At 61.1% G+C, this 16,362-nt stretch carries 16 protein-coding genes; 9 read left to right on the forward strand and 7 right to left on the reverse strand.

Annotation, left to right across the window (positions count from 1 at the left end; translation table 11 throughout):
• The first annotated feature begins 6 nt into the window (after window positions 1-6).
• Window positions 7-2,616, forward strand: a complete 2,610-nt coding sequence (gene nuoG / locus HGP14_RS11950; protein ID WP_168830302.1) for an NADH-quinone oxidoreductase subunit NuoG — start codon at window positions 7-9, stop codon at window positions 2,614-2,616.
• A gap of 14 nt (window positions 2,617-2,630) precedes the next feature.
• Here the strand turns inward: nuoG and HGP14_RS11955 are convergent, their stop codons facing one another.
• Genes HGP14_RS11955 through nuoH form a run of 3 tightly spaced genes read right to left on the reverse strand, consistent with a single transcriptional unit; the run spans window position 2,631 to window position 4,698 of the window.
• On the reverse strand, window positions 2,631-3,071 hold the full coding sequence (locus HGP14_RS11955) for a CBS domain-containing protein (protein ID WP_168830046.1): 441 nt from the start codon (window positions 3,069-3,071) through the stop codon (window positions 2,631-2,633).
• 43 nt (window positions 3,072-3,114) lie between these two features.
• Window positions 3,115-3,681 (reverse strand): NADH-quinone oxidoreductase subunit I, encoded by a 567-nt coding sequence (locus HGP14_RS11960; protein ID WP_168830047.1) that lies wholly within the window; start codon window positions 3,679-3,681, stop codon window positions 3,115-3,117.
• A 30-nt stretch (window positions 3,682-3,711) separates the two neighbouring features.
• The gene (gene nuoH, locus HGP14_RS11965) at window positions 3,712-4,698 is read right to left on the reverse strand and encodes an NADH-quinone oxidoreductase subunit NuoH (protein ID WP_168830048.1); all 987 of its coding nucleotides are present in this window, start codon (window positions 4,696-4,698) and stop codon (window positions 3,712-3,714) included.
• Between the two features lie 404 nt (window positions 4,699-5,102).
• Between nuoH and HGP14_RS11970 the strand changes: the two genes are divergently transcribed.
• The 7 genes from HGP14_RS11970 (at window position 5,103) to HGP14_RS12000 (ending at window position 10,611) form a co-directional block, all read left to right on the forward strand.
• A complete protein-coding gene (locus HGP14_RS11970; protein WP_168830049.1) occupies window positions 5,103-6,125 on the forward strand; it encodes a LacI family DNA-binding transcriptional regulator in 1,023 nt (340 codons plus the stop codon).
• A 117-nt stretch (window positions 6,126-6,242) separates the two neighbouring features.
• Window positions 6,243-6,911 (forward strand): amino acid ABC transporter permease, encoded by a 669-nt coding sequence (locus tag HGP14_RS11975; RefSeq protein ID WP_168830050.1) that lies wholly within the window; start codon window positions 6,243-6,245, stop codon window positions 6,909-6,911.
• 14 nt (window positions 6,912-6,925) lie between these two features.
• Window positions 6,926-7,588: an amino acid ABC transporter permease gene (locus HGP14_RS11980; protein ID WP_205927125.1), complete on the forward strand. Its 663-nt coding sequence runs from the start codon at window positions 6,926-6,928 to the stop codon at window positions 7,586-7,588.
• A gap of 51 nt (window positions 7,589-7,639) precedes the next feature.
• Window positions 7,640-8,443 (forward strand): transporter substrate-binding domain-containing protein, encoded by an 804-nt coding sequence (locus HGP14_RS11985; RefSeq protein ID WP_168830051.1) that lies wholly within the window; start codon window positions 7,640-7,642, stop codon window positions 8,441-8,443.
• A 21-nt stretch (window positions 8,444-8,464) separates the two neighbouring features.
• Entirely contained in the window at window positions 8,465-9,244 is a 780-nt protein-coding gene (locus HGP14_RS11990; RefSeq protein WP_168830052.1) for an amino acid ABC transporter ATP-binding protein, read from the forward strand.
• Between the two features lie 64 nt (window positions 9,245-9,308).
• Window positions 9,309-10,214, forward strand: coding sequence for a 2-hydroxyacid dehydrogenase (locus tag HGP14_RS11995; protein ID WP_168830304.1), 906 nt, complete (start codon window positions 9,309-9,311; stop codon window positions 10,212-10,214).
• A 73-nt stretch (window positions 10,215-10,287) separates the two neighbouring features.
• The gene (locus HGP14_RS12000) at window positions 10,288-10,611 is read left to right on the forward strand and encodes a hypothetical protein (RefSeq protein ID WP_168830053.1); all 324 of its coding nucleotides are present in this window, start codon (window positions 10,288-10,290) and stop codon (window positions 10,609-10,611) included.
• Window positions 10,612-10,715: 104 nt separating this feature from the next.
• Here HGP14_RS12000 and HGP14_RS12005 read toward each other — a convergent pair whose 3' ends face one another.
• The 4 genes from HGP14_RS12005 to HGP14_RS12020 all read right to left on the reverse strand — a co-directional run bounded on the left by HGP14_RS12005 (window position 10,716) and on the right by HGP14_RS12020 (window position 13,716).
• Entirely contained in the window at window positions 10,716-11,018 is a 303-nt protein-coding gene (locus HGP14_RS12005; protein WP_246704427.1) for a hypothetical protein, read from the reverse strand.
• A 53-nt stretch (window positions 11,019-11,071) separates the two neighbouring features.
• Entirely contained in the window at window positions 11,072-12,019 is a 948-nt protein-coding gene (locus HGP14_RS12010; protein WP_168830054.1) for an adenylate/guanylate cyclase domain-containing protein, read from the reverse strand.
• A 56-nt stretch (window positions 12,020-12,075) separates the two neighbouring features.
• Entirely contained in the window at window positions 12,076-13,083 is a 1,008-nt protein-coding gene (locus HGP14_RS12015; protein WP_168830055.1) for an MBL fold metallo-hydrolase, read from the reverse strand.
• Between the two features lie 168 nt (window positions 13,084-13,251).
• Complete coding sequence (locus HGP14_RS12020) at window positions 13,252-13,716, reverse strand: YbhB/YbcL family Raf kinase inhibitor-like protein (protein WP_168830056.1); 465 nt, start codon at window positions 13,714-13,716, stop codon at window positions 13,252-13,254.
• Window positions 13,717-14,126: 410 nt separating this feature from the next.
• Between HGP14_RS12020 and katG the strand changes: the two genes are divergently transcribed.
• Entirely contained in the window at window positions 14,127-16,310 is a 2,184-nt protein-coding gene (gene katG, locus HGP14_RS12025) for a catalase/peroxidase HPI (protein WP_168830057.1), read from the forward strand.
• Window positions 16,311-16,362: the final 52 nt, after the last annotated feature.

A 16,362-nucleotide genomic window follows, 5' to 3' on the forward strand; every position in this document is an offset into this window, starting at 1 on the left:
GAAGCCATGGTTCGCGTCACGATCAATGACCAAGTGCTGGAAGTGGAAGCGGGCTCTACGATACTGCAGGCGACAGAACGTCTGGGCATCGACATTCCGACCTTCTGCTACATGAAGCGGCTGCCGCCGCTGGCCTCATGCCGCATGTGCCTGGTCGAGATCGAGGGGCAGCGCAAGCTGCAGCCGTCCTGCGCCACCGCGGTCACGGACGGCATGGTGGTGCGAACGAACACGCCGCTGATCGAGGAAACGCGCTCATCCATGCTCGACATGCTGCTCGCCAACCACCCCCTCGACTGCCCGATCTGCGACAAGGGCGGCGAGTGCGAGCTGCAGGACCAGGTGATGGCATACGGCCCCCGCGAAAGCCGGTTCCGCGATGCCAAACGTGTGTTCCACTCCGAAGACATCCGCCTCAGCCCGGTCATCATCATGAACGTCAACCGCTGCATCCAGTGCCAGCGATGCGTGCGGATGTGCGAGGAGGTGGTCGGCGCGGTTGCCTTGGGTACGGTCGAGAAAGGCATGGATACCGCCGTTACCGGCTTCGAGGGCAGTCTTGCGAGTTGCGACCAGTGCGGCAATTGCGTCGAAGTCTGCCCGGTCGGCGCGCTGATGAGCTTCCCTTATCGCTACAAGGCGCGCCCCTGGGATCTGGCCGAGACCGATACGGTCTGCCCACATTGCGGTACGGGATGCCAACTGACGGTCGGCACGCGCAAGGGCGAGTTCATGCGCGTGCGCTCGAAGTGGGATGAGGGGCTCAACCGCGAAACGCTCTGCGTGCGAGGGCGCTTCGGCCTCGATTTCGTCGCGAGCCCGGACAGGATCAAGCGACCGATGGTCCGTCGCGATGGCGCCCTCGTTGCGGTTTCCTGGGAAGAAGCGGGGGACTACCTGCAGCGGCGTCTGTCGGCGGTCGAGGGAAAGGCTGCGGGCGGGCTGGCCTCGCCGCGCCTTCCCAACGAGATGCTCTACCAGTTTCAGAAAATGATGCGGACGGTATTCCGGACCAACAACATCGACTGCTCGTCGCGCTGGTCGACGCCGTTCGATGCGCTCGGTCCACTGGTGAAGGGCTTCTACAGCCGCGCGCCGCTGGCGGAGGTCATCGGCAACGACTGCGTGCTCGTCATCGGCGGCAACGTGACCGAGGAAAACCCGGTGACCGAATATCTGTTGCGCGACGCCGCGCGGCGGCGGCAGACGGGATTGCTCATGCTCTCGGCACGCCCATCCCGCCTGGACGCCGATGCCCGGGCGGTCGTTCGCGTTCTGCCGGGCGGTGAGGCTGCGAGCCTTGCGGCGGTGGCTGGCATCGTGGCGGCCAGCAAGGACTTGCCGGACGAGGTGCTTGTGGGCATCGGCGCGACAATGGGCGGGCCAGCAGTGGCCACCGGCGGCGACGAACCGTCCCGCCTGGCCGCGGCGCTGCTGGAGGGCCGGAGCGTCAGCGTGCTTGTCAGCGCCGATCTCCTGAGGTCGCCGTTGGCGCGCGAGACATTGCGGCAGCTCAGCAACCTCGTGCAGGTTCTTCGCGCACTCAACAAGGAACTGGCGCTGCAGTTCCTCTTTGACCGCGCCAACCAGCTGGGTGCCTGGGATATGGGCGTTCTACCGGCAGCTCTACCGGGGCTGCGGGCGGTCGCCGACGATGCGGCGCGCGCAATTTTCGAACAGGTCTGGGGCGCCGAGATCCCGTCTGAACCAGGCGCGGATTTCGACGGCATGCTGGAACTCTGTGATCGGGGGCGAATGGGCACGCTCTATATCGCCGGAAGCGATCCGCTGATGTCCTATCCCGACCGGAAGTTCGCCGAGCGGGCGCTTCGCGCCGCCGATCTCCTGATGGTGCAGGACGCATTCCTCACGGATACGGCGGGCCTGGCCGATGTGGTGCTGCCCGCCGCGAGTTATGGCGAGGAATCCGGTACTTTCACCAACAACGAAGGCCGGATCCAGAAGGTCTGCAAGTTCCGTGAGCCCGTCGCCGAGGCGCGGAGCAACCTGGCGATCTTCGACTTCGTCACGGCCCTTCGGGACCAGTCGTTGCGGCCATCGATTCAACGCGAGATTTTCGACGAGATTGCCCGGTTTGTTCCGGCGTACGAGGGACTGACGCAGGATGGGCTTGGTGCCGACGGAGCGTTTACCAAAGCCGCCCTTGCGCCGCCGACTGGCGGGTTCTTCGCGCTAGCGCCTGCGCCCATTGCAACCGGCCGGTTCATGCTCGTCACCGGCAACTGCTTGTTCCACAACGGATATCTTTCCGAACACTCGGAGATCCTGAATACGGTCGCGGACGATCCCTATGTGGAGATGGGCGCAGAGGATGCTGCGCAGCTGGGTCTTTCGGATGGCGATCAGGTGGTCGTGCGATCCGACCAGGGCGAGCTGACTGCGCAGCTCAAGGTCAACAAGCGCTTTCCCAGCGGCCTTGTGTTCGTTCCCGAAAACTACCGAGCTTTGCGTCTCAACAGCCTGATGCGGCGGGGCGAATACCCATGTCCGGTGGAGGTTGAGAAGGCGCACGCGGCCTTCGGAACCTCCACCGCAGCAGGGCTCGGACTGGGGGCCGAGAACTTTGGCCAAGGCAGCGCCGGTGGCTCACCCTAGCTCGGCGAGTCTCGTCAGTGATAGCTGACCCCGCAGATGTAATCCTGCAGGTCCTGCTCGTTGCGCATCGCTTCATCGAGCCTGTACTTGACCACGTCGCCGATGCTGACGATGCCGGCAATGTCGTCGCCATCCATGACCAGCACATGGCGCGTACGCCGCTCGGTCATGATCGCCATCACAAGAGGCAGCAAATCCTCTGTCGAGCAGGTCGCCACACTGCGGTTCATCATGTCGCTGACACGCATTATGGGCGCTTCGCTTCCGTACTCAGCGACCGCATTGCAGCAGTCGCGCTCCGACACCGTGCCCAAGCATTCCCCGGGGAAACGGCCGACGATAACGAAGCCGATGTTGTTTTCGCGAAACAACCTCAGGACCTCCACCATTGTGTGGTCCGGTGTGACCGAGATGATCTCGGGAGACTTGCTATTCAAGATCTGGCACACATGCATACGAGCCTCCTCTCTGCGCGCTCCGGCATGACGGTTAGCGCGTTCACGTTCGTCGAATATTACGCCACCAATTGTACCCCTGCGGCTCGCCCGCCTCGACCACAACGTTCTGTTCGACGTTCAGGCGCGCAGCCACAACACCTCCCCCGGTCGTCGCCTTGCCCGGTTTATCGAGAAGATCGTCACGCCCGATCACCAGGTCCTGCGAGGAGAAACTCGAGAATTCGTACTGCTGGCCAAGCGCGATCGCGTCCGCCGGGCAGGCGTCCTCGCACAGCCCGCAGAACAGGCACCGCGCCGTGTCGATCTCGAATTTGATCGGGTGACGTTTGCCGTTCTCGTCCTCGTACGGGACGACTTCGATGCAGTCGCAGGGACAAATCCGCGCGCAGAGTTCGCAGGCCACGCATTTGATCTCGCCGGCTTCGTCGCGCTTCAGGAAGTGATGCCCGCGGTAACGCGAGTAGGGCAACCACTTTTCCTTGTCCGGATATTGCATGGTCACGGGTCTGGAGAACATGTAGCCGAAGGTCAAAGCCAAACCGCTCGCCAGATCGGCGAAGAACGCCCAGCCGATCCATGTTCCAATACTGTCCCGCGCGTGCGACATTGCCGCCCCACTACGGAGCCAATGCGGCCCCTAAAAGAAAACAAGACCAGTGATGATTATGTTCGCCATCGACAAAGGAAGCAAGACTTTCCATCCGATCGCCATCAGCTGGTCGTAGCGATAGCGCGGGAAGGTGAAGCGAAACCACATGAACAAATAGACGAAGAACGCGACCTTGAGCGCGAACCAGAGGAGGGGTGGCAGGGGGATCAATGCGCCGTTCCAGCCGCCGAAGAACAGGATCACCACGAGGACCGACACCAGCAATACGATGGCATATTCGCTGATCATGAAGAATGCAAAGCGGATACCGCTGTATTCGGTATGGAACCCGGCCCCCAGATCGCCTTCGGCTTCCGCCAGGTCGAAGGGAATGCGCTGTGCCTCCGCCAGTCCGGCGACGAAGAACACGAAGAAGCCGACCGGTTGGTAGACGATGTTCCAGACCTCGGATTGCGCGCGCACGATATCAAGCAGGCTCATGGATTGAGCCAGCATGACCACGCCGATAACAGCGAAACCCATCGGGATTTCGTAGCTTATCATCTGCGCGCAGGTTCTGAGGCTGCCCAGAACAGCGTATTTGCTGTTGGCCGCCCAGCCGCCGAAGATGACGCCATAGACCTCGATCCCGATCACCGCGAAGACGAAAAGCAGCCCCACATTCATGTTGGAGACGTAAAGCGTGATTTCGTTGCCGAGTACCGAGACGCTTTCGCCGAAGGGGATCGCCACGAACACGACAAAAGGCGGCGCGAGCGCCAGGATCGGTGCGAGTTTGAAGAGGAAGCGGTCGGCCTCGGCCGGGATGTGGTCCTCTTTGGTCAGGAGCTTGATGCCGTCCGCCACCGGCTGCAACAGCCCGTGCCAGCCGACGCGCATCGGCCCCAGCCGCTGCTGCATGTGTCCGGCGATCTTGCGTTCCAGCCAGGTGAGCGGCAAGGGCAGCAGCAGCAGGAGCGCAATCAGCAGCGCGACCTTGAAGACGATCAGGCCAAGGGCGACGATGAGCTCCATATCCGCGCCTATTCGTTCGGCTGTTGAAACGCGACCGGACTTTGGCTCCGGCTATACACTGAGCACTTTGCGCATATGTCAGGTGCCTAAAGTACAACGGCAGTGCCGCACCTGCAATGCCATCACATGCAGGTCGTCGCCGCTTTCCGAGGATCGCCATGTCGTCAGCTGAACTTCGTCCCAATGCGCTCGACCGTTCAGCTTCGACGCGGTTCTCCCGCCAGTCGAGATCGTCTTCCGCTTGACACGATTGGCTATTTGATGTTCGCCCCCACAGAGGGTAGACCGTCAACCGAGCCTGTCGCCTGTGACCAATGAAGCGTGCCAGACCTGCGGTAGCGTTTGCCCGACTTCCGTTGTCGACTATAGTTCTCTCCACACACTCCCTTTCGCATCGGTACTCAATGTCCTTTGAAGAACGAAAAAAGACTCGCGTCACGCTCGTCGATGTCGCGCGACAGGCAAACGTCTCCCGCGCGACCGCGTCGCTTGTCCTTCGCAAGAGCCCGCTGGTCGGCAGCGAGACGCGCATGCGCGTCGAGCAGGCGATGCGAGACTTGGGGTATGTCTACAATATCGGCGCGGCACGCCTGCGCGTCGAACGCAGCCAGATCATCGGTGCCATCGTCCCGAACCTCACCAATCCCTTCTTTGCAGAGCTCCTATCAGGCATCGAGGAAGTCATCGGCGCGACCGGCAAGGTGGTGATCCTCGCCAACAGCGGGGATCAGGTCGAACGGCAGGAAATGCTCCTGCGACGCATGCGCGAACATGGCGTCGATGGGGTCATTCTCTGCCCGGCCGCACGCACGGAATCCGCGCTCTCAGATCAGATAGCCGATTGGGGCATGCCGGTCGTGCAGGTCTTGCGCCATATTTCCCTCGGCCTGGATTATGTCGGAGTCGATTACGCCGCGGGCATGCGCCAGGCGGTAGACTACCTGGCGTCGCTCGGTCACGAGAAGATCGCCTTTGCCGTCCTTGGTCCGATCCACTCGGCTTATCAGGAACGCGTGGACGGATTCCGCGACGCCATGCTGTCACGGAATCTCGATCCCCGCATCCTCATCCATTTTCCAACGCAACTCGGCGAAATTGCCAACGCGACCCACCTTCTTTTCGATCAGGCAACACGGCCAACGGCGGTGATCTGCTTCAATCATATCGTGGCGCTAGGCCTCTCGGCCGGCCTTCATGACCGCGGGCTGACAATCGGCCGCGATCTTTCCCTGGTTGGCTTCGACGATGTGGCGGACGCGGAGGCCATCCGGCCAAAGCTCACGTCGGTCGCGACCGGCCCCGTGGCCATCGGCGAAATGGCGGCGCGCCTCCTTGTCGAGCGTATCGGCAATCCGGACTTGCCTCCACGCCGCGTGGTGAACGACACTACCCTGCACATTCGCCAGTCCTGCGGCCGGCCTGGCTGAAAATTGGACGATCATTTGCGGGTTGACGCCCGTGAAGAAACATTTTAGATCGATCTAAGTGCAGGACCGCGGGGAGGCGCGACGTCCGTTTCGGTAATTTGGGGAGGAGCTCCCGGCATGTACGAGTTCAATTTCGCGCCTGTGCTTGCGGGCCTCGACCAGCTGCTGCTCGGCGCCTGGCTGACGATTCAGCTTTCCTGCGCGGCGATGATCCTCGGACTGATCCTTTCGATCTTCTGCGCCTGGGGCAAGACATCCGGGATTGGGCCGCTGCGCTGGCTGATCGACGCCTATGTGGAGATCATCCGCAACACGCCCTTCCTCGTGCAGATCTTCTTCATCTTCTTCGGCCTTCCGTCGCTCGGCCTGCGGCTCACGCCAAACAGCGCAGCACTTCTCGCGCTCGTCGTGAATTTCGGCGCTTATGGCACCGAGATCATCCGTGCGGGCATCGAATCCATCCAGAAGGGCCAAGTCGAGGCGGGCACGGCGCTCGGCCTCTCGAAGCTGCAGGTCTTCCGCTACATCATCATGAAGCCCGCGCTGCGCACGGTCTATCCATCGCTCACCAGCCAGTTCATCTATCTGATGCTGACCTCCAGCGTCGTCTCGGCGATCTCGGCCGATGACCTCGCCGCCGCCGGCAATGACCTGCAGTCGGCGACCTTTGCGAGCTTCGAGGTCTACATCGTCGTCACGCTGATTTACCTCGGCATGTCCGTGGGTTTCTCGACGATCTTCTCGGCGATCGAGAAGGCCGCCTTCAAATATCCGCTGAGCCGGTAAGGGGAGACTGACCAATGCCTCTTATCAGACCTTTCGGTATCAATGAATTCTGGATCATCGTCATTGCGGCGCAATGGACGATCGCGCTCTCGGCGATCGCCTTCGCGGGCGGCGGCATCGGCGGCCTGTTCATCGCGCTCGTGCGCGTTTCCGACACGAAATGGCCGCGCCTCATTGCAACCGGCTTCATCCGCATCTTCCAGGGCACGCCGTTGCTGATGCAGCTCTTCCTGGTCTTCTTCGGCCTCAATATCCTGGGTTTCGGCATCAATCCCTGGATTGCGGCTGCCTTCGCCTTCACGCTGCATGCCAGTGCGTTCCTCGGTGAAATCTGGCGCGGCTGCATCGAGGCGGTGCCATCAGGTCAGCGGGAGGCTGCCACCGCACTCGGCCTGCGCTATTACAACCGCATGCGGTACGTGATCCTGCCGCAGGCGACGAAGATCGCTGTCGCGCCGACGGTTGGCTTCCTCGTGCAGCTCATCAAGGGCACATCGCTTGCGGCGATCATTGGCTTTACCGAGTTGACCCGTCAGGGCCAGATCATCAACAACGCGACCTTCAGCCCTTTCCTGGTCTTTTCCACGGTGGCTGCGGTCTATTTCGTGCTGTGCTGGCCGCTCTCCGTTCTGGCACGCCGTATGGAATTGAGATTCTCCCGCGCGACGACACGCTAACGGGCCCGCGCCGGAGGGAGGTTAACCCGGCATAACTGAAAGGGAAGGAACATGAATATTTCGAGACGCATGATGATGGCCGCGATTGGCGCGGGCCTGATGGTCGGCGCCATGGCCTCAACGGCCGCCGCTCAGACCGTCGAAAGCATCAAGTCCGCGGGGACCGTGAAGATCGGCATGCTGGTCGACTTCCCGCCCTTCGGCATCATGAACACTGCTAACGAACCCGACGGTTATGACGCCGACGTCGCCAAGCTGCTCGGCAAGGAATGGGGCGTGAAGGTGCAGATCGTGCCGGTCACCGGTCCGAACCGCATTCCCTACCTGCAGAGCAACCAGGTCGACCTGCTCGTCGCCTCGCTCGGGATCACCGAGGAGCGCGCCAAGAGCGTCGACTTCTCGCAGCCCTATGCCGGCATTTCCATCGGCGTTTTCGGCGCGAGCGACGCAAAGGTTTCCAAGCCGGAAGACCTCTCCGGCAAGACGATCGGCGTGGCGCGCGCGTCGACGCAGGACACTGCGGTAACCAAAATCGCGCCGAAGGATGCCAAGATTCAGCGCTTCGATGACGATGCCAGCGCTGTGCAGGCTCTCCTCTCGGGGCAGGTCGAACTGATCGGCGTCTCCAACGTCGTCGCCGCCCAGATCGAAAAGGCCGCTCCGGGCCACTTCGAGCAGAAGCTTCAGCTCAGCCAGCAAGTTCAGGGCATTGCCGTTCGCAAGGGTTCGACCGAACTGCTGGCGGCGGTGAACGCCTTCATCGACAAGGTCAAGGCAGACGGCGAACTCAACGATATCCACCAGAAGTGGCTGGATGCTCCGCTGCCGGACTTCGTGGCGACTGCAAAGAAGTAAGTATCGAAGGGAGTTCCTCGCATGACTGAGGCTAAAGCAAACGCATTGGGCGCCGGCGTGCGGGGAGCTTCCGATCTGGCCGTGCGCATGGAGGGCGTCGACAAATGGTATGGCGGCTTCCACGCGCTGAAGGACATCGAGCTTTCGGTTAACCGGGGGGAGCGGATCGTCATCTGCGGTCCTTCCGGTTCCGGCAAGTCGACGCTGATCCGCTGCATCAACCAGCTCGAGACGATCCAGAAGGGCAGGATCGTCGTCGACGGCCATGATCTGACCGCCGGCGGCAAGAATGTCGATATCGTGCGGCAAGAGACCGGCATGGTCTTCCAGCAGTTCAACCTCTTCCCGCATATGACGGTGCTGGAAAACTGCACCCTGGCGCCGATGAAGGTGCGCGGCATCTCGAAGGCCGAGGCGGAAAAGACCGCCCGCAAATTCCTGGAGCGGGTGCGCATTCCCGAGCAGGCGGAAAAATACCCGGCGCAGCTTTCCGGCGGCCAGCAGCAGCGCGTGGCGATTGCCCGTGCGCTGTGCATGAACCCGAAGATCATGCTCTTCGACGAGCCCACTTCGGCGCTCGACCCGGAAATGGTCAAGGAGGTGCTCGACACGATGATCGACCTCGCCAAGGAAGGCATGACCATGCTCTGCGTCACCCATGAGATGGGCTTCGCACGCCAAGTCGCCGACCGGGTGATCTTCATGGACCGCGGCGAGATCCTCGAAGTGGGCACTCCGGCCGAATTCTTCGGCAATCCGAAGAACGAGCGCCTCAAGACCTTCCTGGGCCAGATTTCCTGAGCTGAAACTATTCAAAACATACGGAGTTCCGGACGTGAAGCCAGACATTCTGCTCGTCGAACCGATGATGAAGCTGATCGAGGACAAGCTCGACGATGCCTATACGGTTCATCGCATGTATGATCCGGACGGCAAGGCGGCGCTGGAGGCAGCGCTCCCGAACATCCGCGCGGTCGCGACCGGCGGCGGCACCGGCCTTTCCAACGAGTGGTTCGAAAAGCTGCCGTCGCTCGGCGTCATCGCCATCAACGGCGTCGGCACCGACAAGGTGGACCTGAAATTCGCCCGCAGCCGCAATGTCGACGTCACGACCACGCCGGGCGTGCTTACCGACGATGTCGCCGATCTCGGCATCGCGCTCACGCTCGCCGTGCTCCGTCACGTCGCCAAGGGCGACAGCTTCGTACGCGACGGCAAGTGGGGCAGGGAGCCGTTTCCGCTCGGCCACAGCCCCAAGGGCAAGCGGGTCGGTATTCTCGGCCTCGGCCAGATCGGCAAGGCATTCGGCCGCCGTGCCGAGGCTTTCGGCATGGATGTGCGCTACTGGAACCGTTCGCCGATCACCGACGTCGCCTGGAAAGTCTGTGCCTCGCCGGTAGCCCTGGCGGAAGACAGCGATATCCTCGTGCTGACGATCGCCGCGAGTGCCGCCACCCAGAACATCGTCAGCGCCGACATGCTGAAGGCACTCGGAAAAACGGGCGTACTGATCAACATCGCGCGCGGCTCCGTGGTCGACGAGGATGCGCTGCTTGCCGCCCTCAACGACGGCACGATTGCCGGCGCCGGCCTCGATGTCTTCGTCAATGAGCCGAAGATCCGCGAGGATTTCTTCACCGCGCCCAATACGGTGCTGATGCCGCATCAGGCGAGCGCCACGGTCGAGACCCGTGTCGCCATGGGCGAGCTGGTGCTCGCCAACATCGCCGCGCATTTCGCCGGCGAAAAGCCGCCGACGACCGTCAACTGAGCAATCCCAGGAAAAGCGTGAAACGTTTTTCCGTCCGGAATTGCGTCGGACAAAAATGAATCGGAGTTCCACAATGATCATCCGCCAAGCCCTTTTCGAGGGCACGATCCATGCCGGCCAGGAAGAGGCCTTCAAGCTCTATGTCGCCGAGAAGCTGATGCCCATGTGGCGAGCTTTTCCGGGCGTGAAGGAAGTGCGCGTACTTTACGCCCTTGAGCGCGACGAGGGCGCTCCGTCTTATTCGATGGTTCTGTCGACGATGTACGAAAGCCGCGAGACGCTGGCGGCGGCACTGGAATCTCCCGTGCGCTACGAGAGCCGGGAGATGACCAAGGGCCTGCTCGAAATGTTCGAGGGGCGCATCCATCACCATGTATTCGAACTTGGTGAGAGCTGAGGCAACTCGGCAATTCGCGCGGGATGACAATTGTCCGGGTCGGCGTCATCCCATCGTCGCCAGCCGCAAAGCTACGGGCGTGGCCTGCTTCCGTCCGGCGGTTATTACGGTCGTTTCTTAGTCGCGATCCAGATCATAAGGGGAGGCTCTGGACTTCGCGCTTGCACGTCAGGAGGGCTTGCTGCGCAGCTGCGTGGAACATAGGTTTTCAGCATGTGATCGAAGCCTGCGACCGCATGCGCTCCGGCGAAGTCAAAGCGTTCGAGAAACGGTTCGGCAAACGACGCCGAAGCCAGCACCGGCTGTCCCAGTTGCTTGGTTAGCCCCTGAAGCCGCGCCGCCTCGTTGACCGCGCGGCCGATGACGGTGAAGTCCAGCCGCTCGTCAGTACCCACATTGCCATACATGACTTCTCCGACGTGCAGGGCAATGCCGACGTCCAGAGGTCGGCCGGCTGCATTCAGGGCGCGAATATCCTCAGGGTATTCAGCGAGGCGGCGAGCGCACGTTCACGCATATCGAGGTCGCTCTCCGGGTGATCCGAGCGAAAGATGCCCATGACGGCATCGCCGATGAACTTCAAGACCTCACCGCCTGCGCCCATGACCGTCCCGACAGTGATGTCGAAATATCGATTGAGAAGGCTAATGTAATCGTCCAGGCCCAATTGGCTGACGAGTCGGGAGGACTGGCGCAGGTCGCAGAACCAGATGCCGCAAGTAATGCGCTCCGAGTCGCCACGCGTGATGCGTCCGTCAAGCACCTGAGACCCGCAGGAGCGGCCTATATAGATGTCGAGGAGACGAGAGCCCGTCTCAAAGGTTGACCGCGCTTTTGCTGCCAGGGCCAATGTCGTGGAAACAGACTTGAAGCACTCGATTTCGGTCTCGCCAAAGCCGCCGGGGCGACGGGTGGCGAAGGAACCCACGACGCAAGGAACAAGACCAACCCGGCGTGCAAATGGCGATAACGCCGCGGCACCGCCGGTTGCATGGAAGAAACCGAAATATTCGGTGTAGCCTTCGGCTCGAAGCCGCGTGAGCAATGACATGTCGTCGTCCACGCCTTCACCAAGAAGAAAGCGCTTGTACCTCAGCCGGTTCAAGGCAAGCTCGAAATACGGACCGCGTCGGGTGTCTAGGTCTTCCATCAGCTTTGGCGTGTAGTATTTTGTGGTTGCGCTGTCATCGTCCGAGCACCAGGTGACCTCTTGCGAAACGATTTGTGGGTGGAGGGTCAGAATCGAGCATCCGGCCCGGTCGACCGCAGCACCGCCCGTATTGAGGCGGTGCGCCAAGCCTTCGACAAGCTCCCGCACGTCGCGGCCGCCAAGCCCGCTATCGACCAACCAGTCAACAGCAGCCGCAACGAGTGCAGAAGCATCAGATGCCGAAAGCGCGTTCTTCATCGCCGCCACCGTCAGTAGCCTTCGTCTTGCCGGCGATCATACACTAAGATGCCGCGTCAATTCTGCCGCGATCGCCGGGAGTTCCGTCCCTGCTCGAACTCCGCCAGCAACTCCTCCTCCCGGCCGAGATAACGTGGCGAAAAATGCATCGGAACGGCGCGTTTTGCAAACGTCCTCGCGGCGATCTCGCCAGCCTGGTGAGCGGTCAAGTGGCGCCTTGATGAAGCAATGGCTGCATCCGCATCGAGGAACGTGCTTTCGATGAAGAAATAGTCCGAACGCTGTGCCAACCGTACGACGCGCTCGACGTTTTCATCGGTATAGGCAAAATCAGTGGCATAAGCCACACGCTCACCAGGATCAGATACGAGCGCTTGCGCGACGATCAGGTCCGCCAGCGCCACTTCTCTTTCCGGGTCGACGACAACAACCGTGTCGCCTGGAGCGCCCGAGCGGACAAGCTTCTTTGCCGTGGAGAGCCAAGGCCCCACCGGGAGGCCAAGTGCATCGAGCTTGGACTTGTGGACATTCACCTTAAGCCTCTCCTGAAAGGCAAACGCCAAAGATGGAATACCGTGATCAAGCATTTCCACTTCCACATAGAAGTCCGGTTCCTCGAGCAGGACTTTCGACCGCAGCGCTTCCTGACGCGCCTTTCCTGCCTCAAATCGGCAGCGCGCGTGGAAGCTTTGCCGGCTGCAGAAGCCTTCAGGGCTCCATTCCCACGCGTGCAGTCTGAAGTCAGGAGACGTCTGGTTGAGCAAGTTCCAGGTATAGCCGCCAAGTTTCGCCTGGACGGCGCGGATCAGACCCGGAGGTCCGTAGAGATGGAGATTGACCTCCTTATGGAGAAAAAGCCTCAGCAGTTCATCAAAGCCAATGAAGTGGTCTACGTGCATGTGAGAGATGAATACATGCCGCACACGAAGGGTCTCACGCGCCGACAGGTTTCTGATATCGCCAAGATCAAACAGGATGGCCCGCCTTCCAAAGCTAAAGTCAAGGAACAGGCTTGGGTCGCCAAAGGCGCCGTTGACCAGCCGCGGCTGAACCATAAGAACCATCGTATCGTCTCACTTCTTGAAGGAACGATCCTCAAGCTTGGTAGTTCGGAAGCATGTAAGGGATCTCGCTGTGCGCCGGTGAGTGCATGCCAACGAGCCGGGAAATGGTCGCTTCCCTGGTTTCGGGATAATTTCGCATGTGCGGTCCGCATCTTAGGCGGAGCGCCGCTAAGCCAGTTCAAAAGTGCCAATCAAGGAGGCGTTCGCGATGGCGTGTTTCTTCGCCTCTTTCCACATCGCCTCTATTCCGGGCGACGAGGGGAGTGAGAGGCTTGGAACATTCAACGCGGCAAGGCTGAAATGATAATGGTGGACGCCGTGTCCTTTCGGCGGCTGCGGTCCGTCGTATCGCGCGTTGCCGAAATCATTCTTGCAAAAGCGTGGTCCGCCACCCGGCGCTGCGTCGGAGCTCTCGGACAATCCGCTGGGCTCAGCGGCTACATTGTAGACGCCCCAGTGGCGAAACGTTCCGCGAGGCGCGTCGGGATCTTCGAGGATGAGGGCAAAGCTTTTGGTATCGGCAGGCGCTCCGGTCCACGACAGCGGTGGCGCGATATTCTCGCCAAGCCGTGTGTGCCTGACGGGAATGGGGGCGCCGTCCACGAAGGCGGCACTCGTCAGTACTAGCGGCATATCAATCTCCCATGACACGAAGGAGCCGAAGCTTCTTCAGAATTCAGACATTGGAACTTCAGATGGGGTTCCGTATTGGCTGCACTCCGAACATTGGGCGGATGCTAAGGTTCCATTTCCGTTGCCGGATTGGTTAGGCCGCCGGCGACACGAATGGGGTAGGATGACATAAGAATTTCTTTTGGCATCTCACCGGAAGTTCATAAGCCCAGCTTATTGCGGTGATCAGTAAATCCAACTTAAATTTGCACGGTTCTTCCGGTATGAGGGAGCCTAGGGAGGATAGCCGTCTATTTCGTTTCTGGTCTGACGGTGAGCTGAGGCTTAAACTCAAGTGAGCCGATAATCCTGATGCGAACTTCGCAACATTCCCCGTCCGAATGCAGACATGAGCAATCAAGGAGAGAGCTATGGATACGAAACCTAGCGAAAACGCCGGCAAATGTCCCGTCGCCCATACGCCGCGCGGCAGAGCGAACCGGGATTGGTGGCCGAACCAGCTCAACGTTCAGATTCTTCACCAGAAGTCCGGCGTCGCCGATCCGATGGACAAGGCGTTCGACTACGCCGAAGAGTTTAAAAAGCTCGATCTCGATGCTGTGAAGAAAGATCTTCATGCGCTGATGACCGATTCGCAGGATTGGTGGCCGGCCGACTTCGGCCACTATGGCGGCCTTTTCATCCGCATGGCCTGGCACAGCGCCGGTACGTACCGCATCACCGACGGCCGTGGCGGCGCCGGTGGCGGTCAGCAGCGTTTCGCCCCGCTGAACAGCTGGCCGGACAACGCCAACCTCGACAAGGCCCGCCGCCTGCTCTGGCCGATCAAGCAGAAATACGGCAACAGGATTTCCTGGGCCGACCTGATGATCCTCACCGGCAACGTTGCCCTCGAATCCATGGGCTTCAAGACTTTCGGCTTTGCCGGCGGCCGCGTCGATAGCTGGGAGCCGGAGGAGCTCTTCTGGGGTCCGGAAGGCACCTGGCTCGGCGACGAGCGCTATAGCGGCGAACGGCAGCTCGCCGAACCGCTCGGCGCCGTGCAGATGGGCCTGATCTACGTCAATCCCGAGGGTCCGAACGGCAATCCCGATCCGGTCGCGGCTGCGCATGATATCCGCGAAACCTTCGCCCGGATGGCGATGAACGACGAGGAGACTGTGGCGCTGATCGCCGGCGGTCATACCTTCGGCAAGACGCATGGCGCCGGCGATCCGTCGTTTATCGGTGCAGAGCCGGAAGGCGGCGCGATCGAAGATCAGGGCCTTGGCTGGAAGAGCACCTTCGGCACCGGTGTCGGCAAGGATTCTATCACCGCCGGCCTGGAGGTTACCTGGTCGCAGACGCCGACCCGGTGGAGCAACTACTTCCTCGAAAACCTGTTCAAATACGAATGGGAACTGACGAAGAGCCCGGCGGGCGCACATCAGTGGCAAGCCAAGACCGCCGATGCTTCCATTCCGGATGCCTATGATGCTTCGAAAAAGCATCTCCCCACCATGCTGACCACCGACCTGTCGCTGCGCTTCGATCCGATCTACGAAAAGATCTCTCGCCGCTTCCTCGAAAATCCGGCTGACTTCGCCGACGCTTTCGCCCGCGCCTGGTTCAAGCTGACGCACCGCGACATGGGTCCGAAGGTCCGTTATCTGGGTCCGGAAGTACCGGCTGAAGACCTCATCTGGCAGGATGTCGTTCCGGCCGTCGATCATCCGCTCGTCGATGACAAGGACATCGCCGACCTGAAGGCCAAGGTGCTCGCGACCGGTCTTTCGGTACAGGAACTGGTCTCGACCGCGTGGGCTTCTGCTTCGACCTTCCGCGGCTCCGACAAGCGCGGTGGCGCCAATGGCGCGCGCATCCGGCTCGCGCCGCAGAAGGATTGGGACGTCAATCAGCCGGCACAGCTTGCCAAGGTTCTCGGTGTTCTGGAAGGCATCCAGAAGGACTTCAACGCTGCCCAGAGCGGCGGCAAGAAGATCTCGCTCGCCGACCTGATCGTCCTTGCAGGCGCTGCCGGTGTCGAAAAGGCGGCGAAGGCGGCCGGTCATAATGTTGCGGTAGCATTCAAGCCGGGCCGGATGGATGCCTCTGAGGCGCAGACCGACGCGCATTCCTTCGCTCCGCTCGAACCGCGTGCCGATGGATTCCGCAACTATGTCAACAGCGGCAGGATGCAGTTCATGCAGCAGGAAGAGGCACTGGTCGATCGCGCCCAGCTGCTTACGCTGACCGGACCGGAAATGACGGTGCTCGTCGGCGGCTTGCGGGTGCTGAAGGCCGGTCAGCCGGAGCATGGGGTCTTCACCGACAAGCCTGAGACGCTGACGAACGACTTCTTCGTCAACCTGCTCGACATGCGGACGCAGTGGGTTCCGCTCACCGGCAAGGACGGCGTCTACGAAGGACGCGTCCGCAAGACGAACGAACTCAAGTGGACCGGCACCCGCGCCGACCTGATCTTCGGCTCGCACTCGCAGCTTCGCGCCTTCGCCGAGATCTATGCCCAGTCCGACGCCAAGGAGAAGTTCGTCAAGGACTTCGTCGCGGCCTGGAACAAGGTCATGAACGCCGATCGCTTCGATCTCGCCTGATTGGCGACATTCTCGCTTGGTCGCGGCAAGGTGCCGCGATCAAGCATCCTGC

It is taken from the genome of Rhizobium sp. P32RR-XVIII (assembly GCF_012641395.1).
GTDB lineage: Bacteria > Pseudomonadota > Alphaproteobacteria > Rhizobiales > Rhizobiaceae > Rhizobium.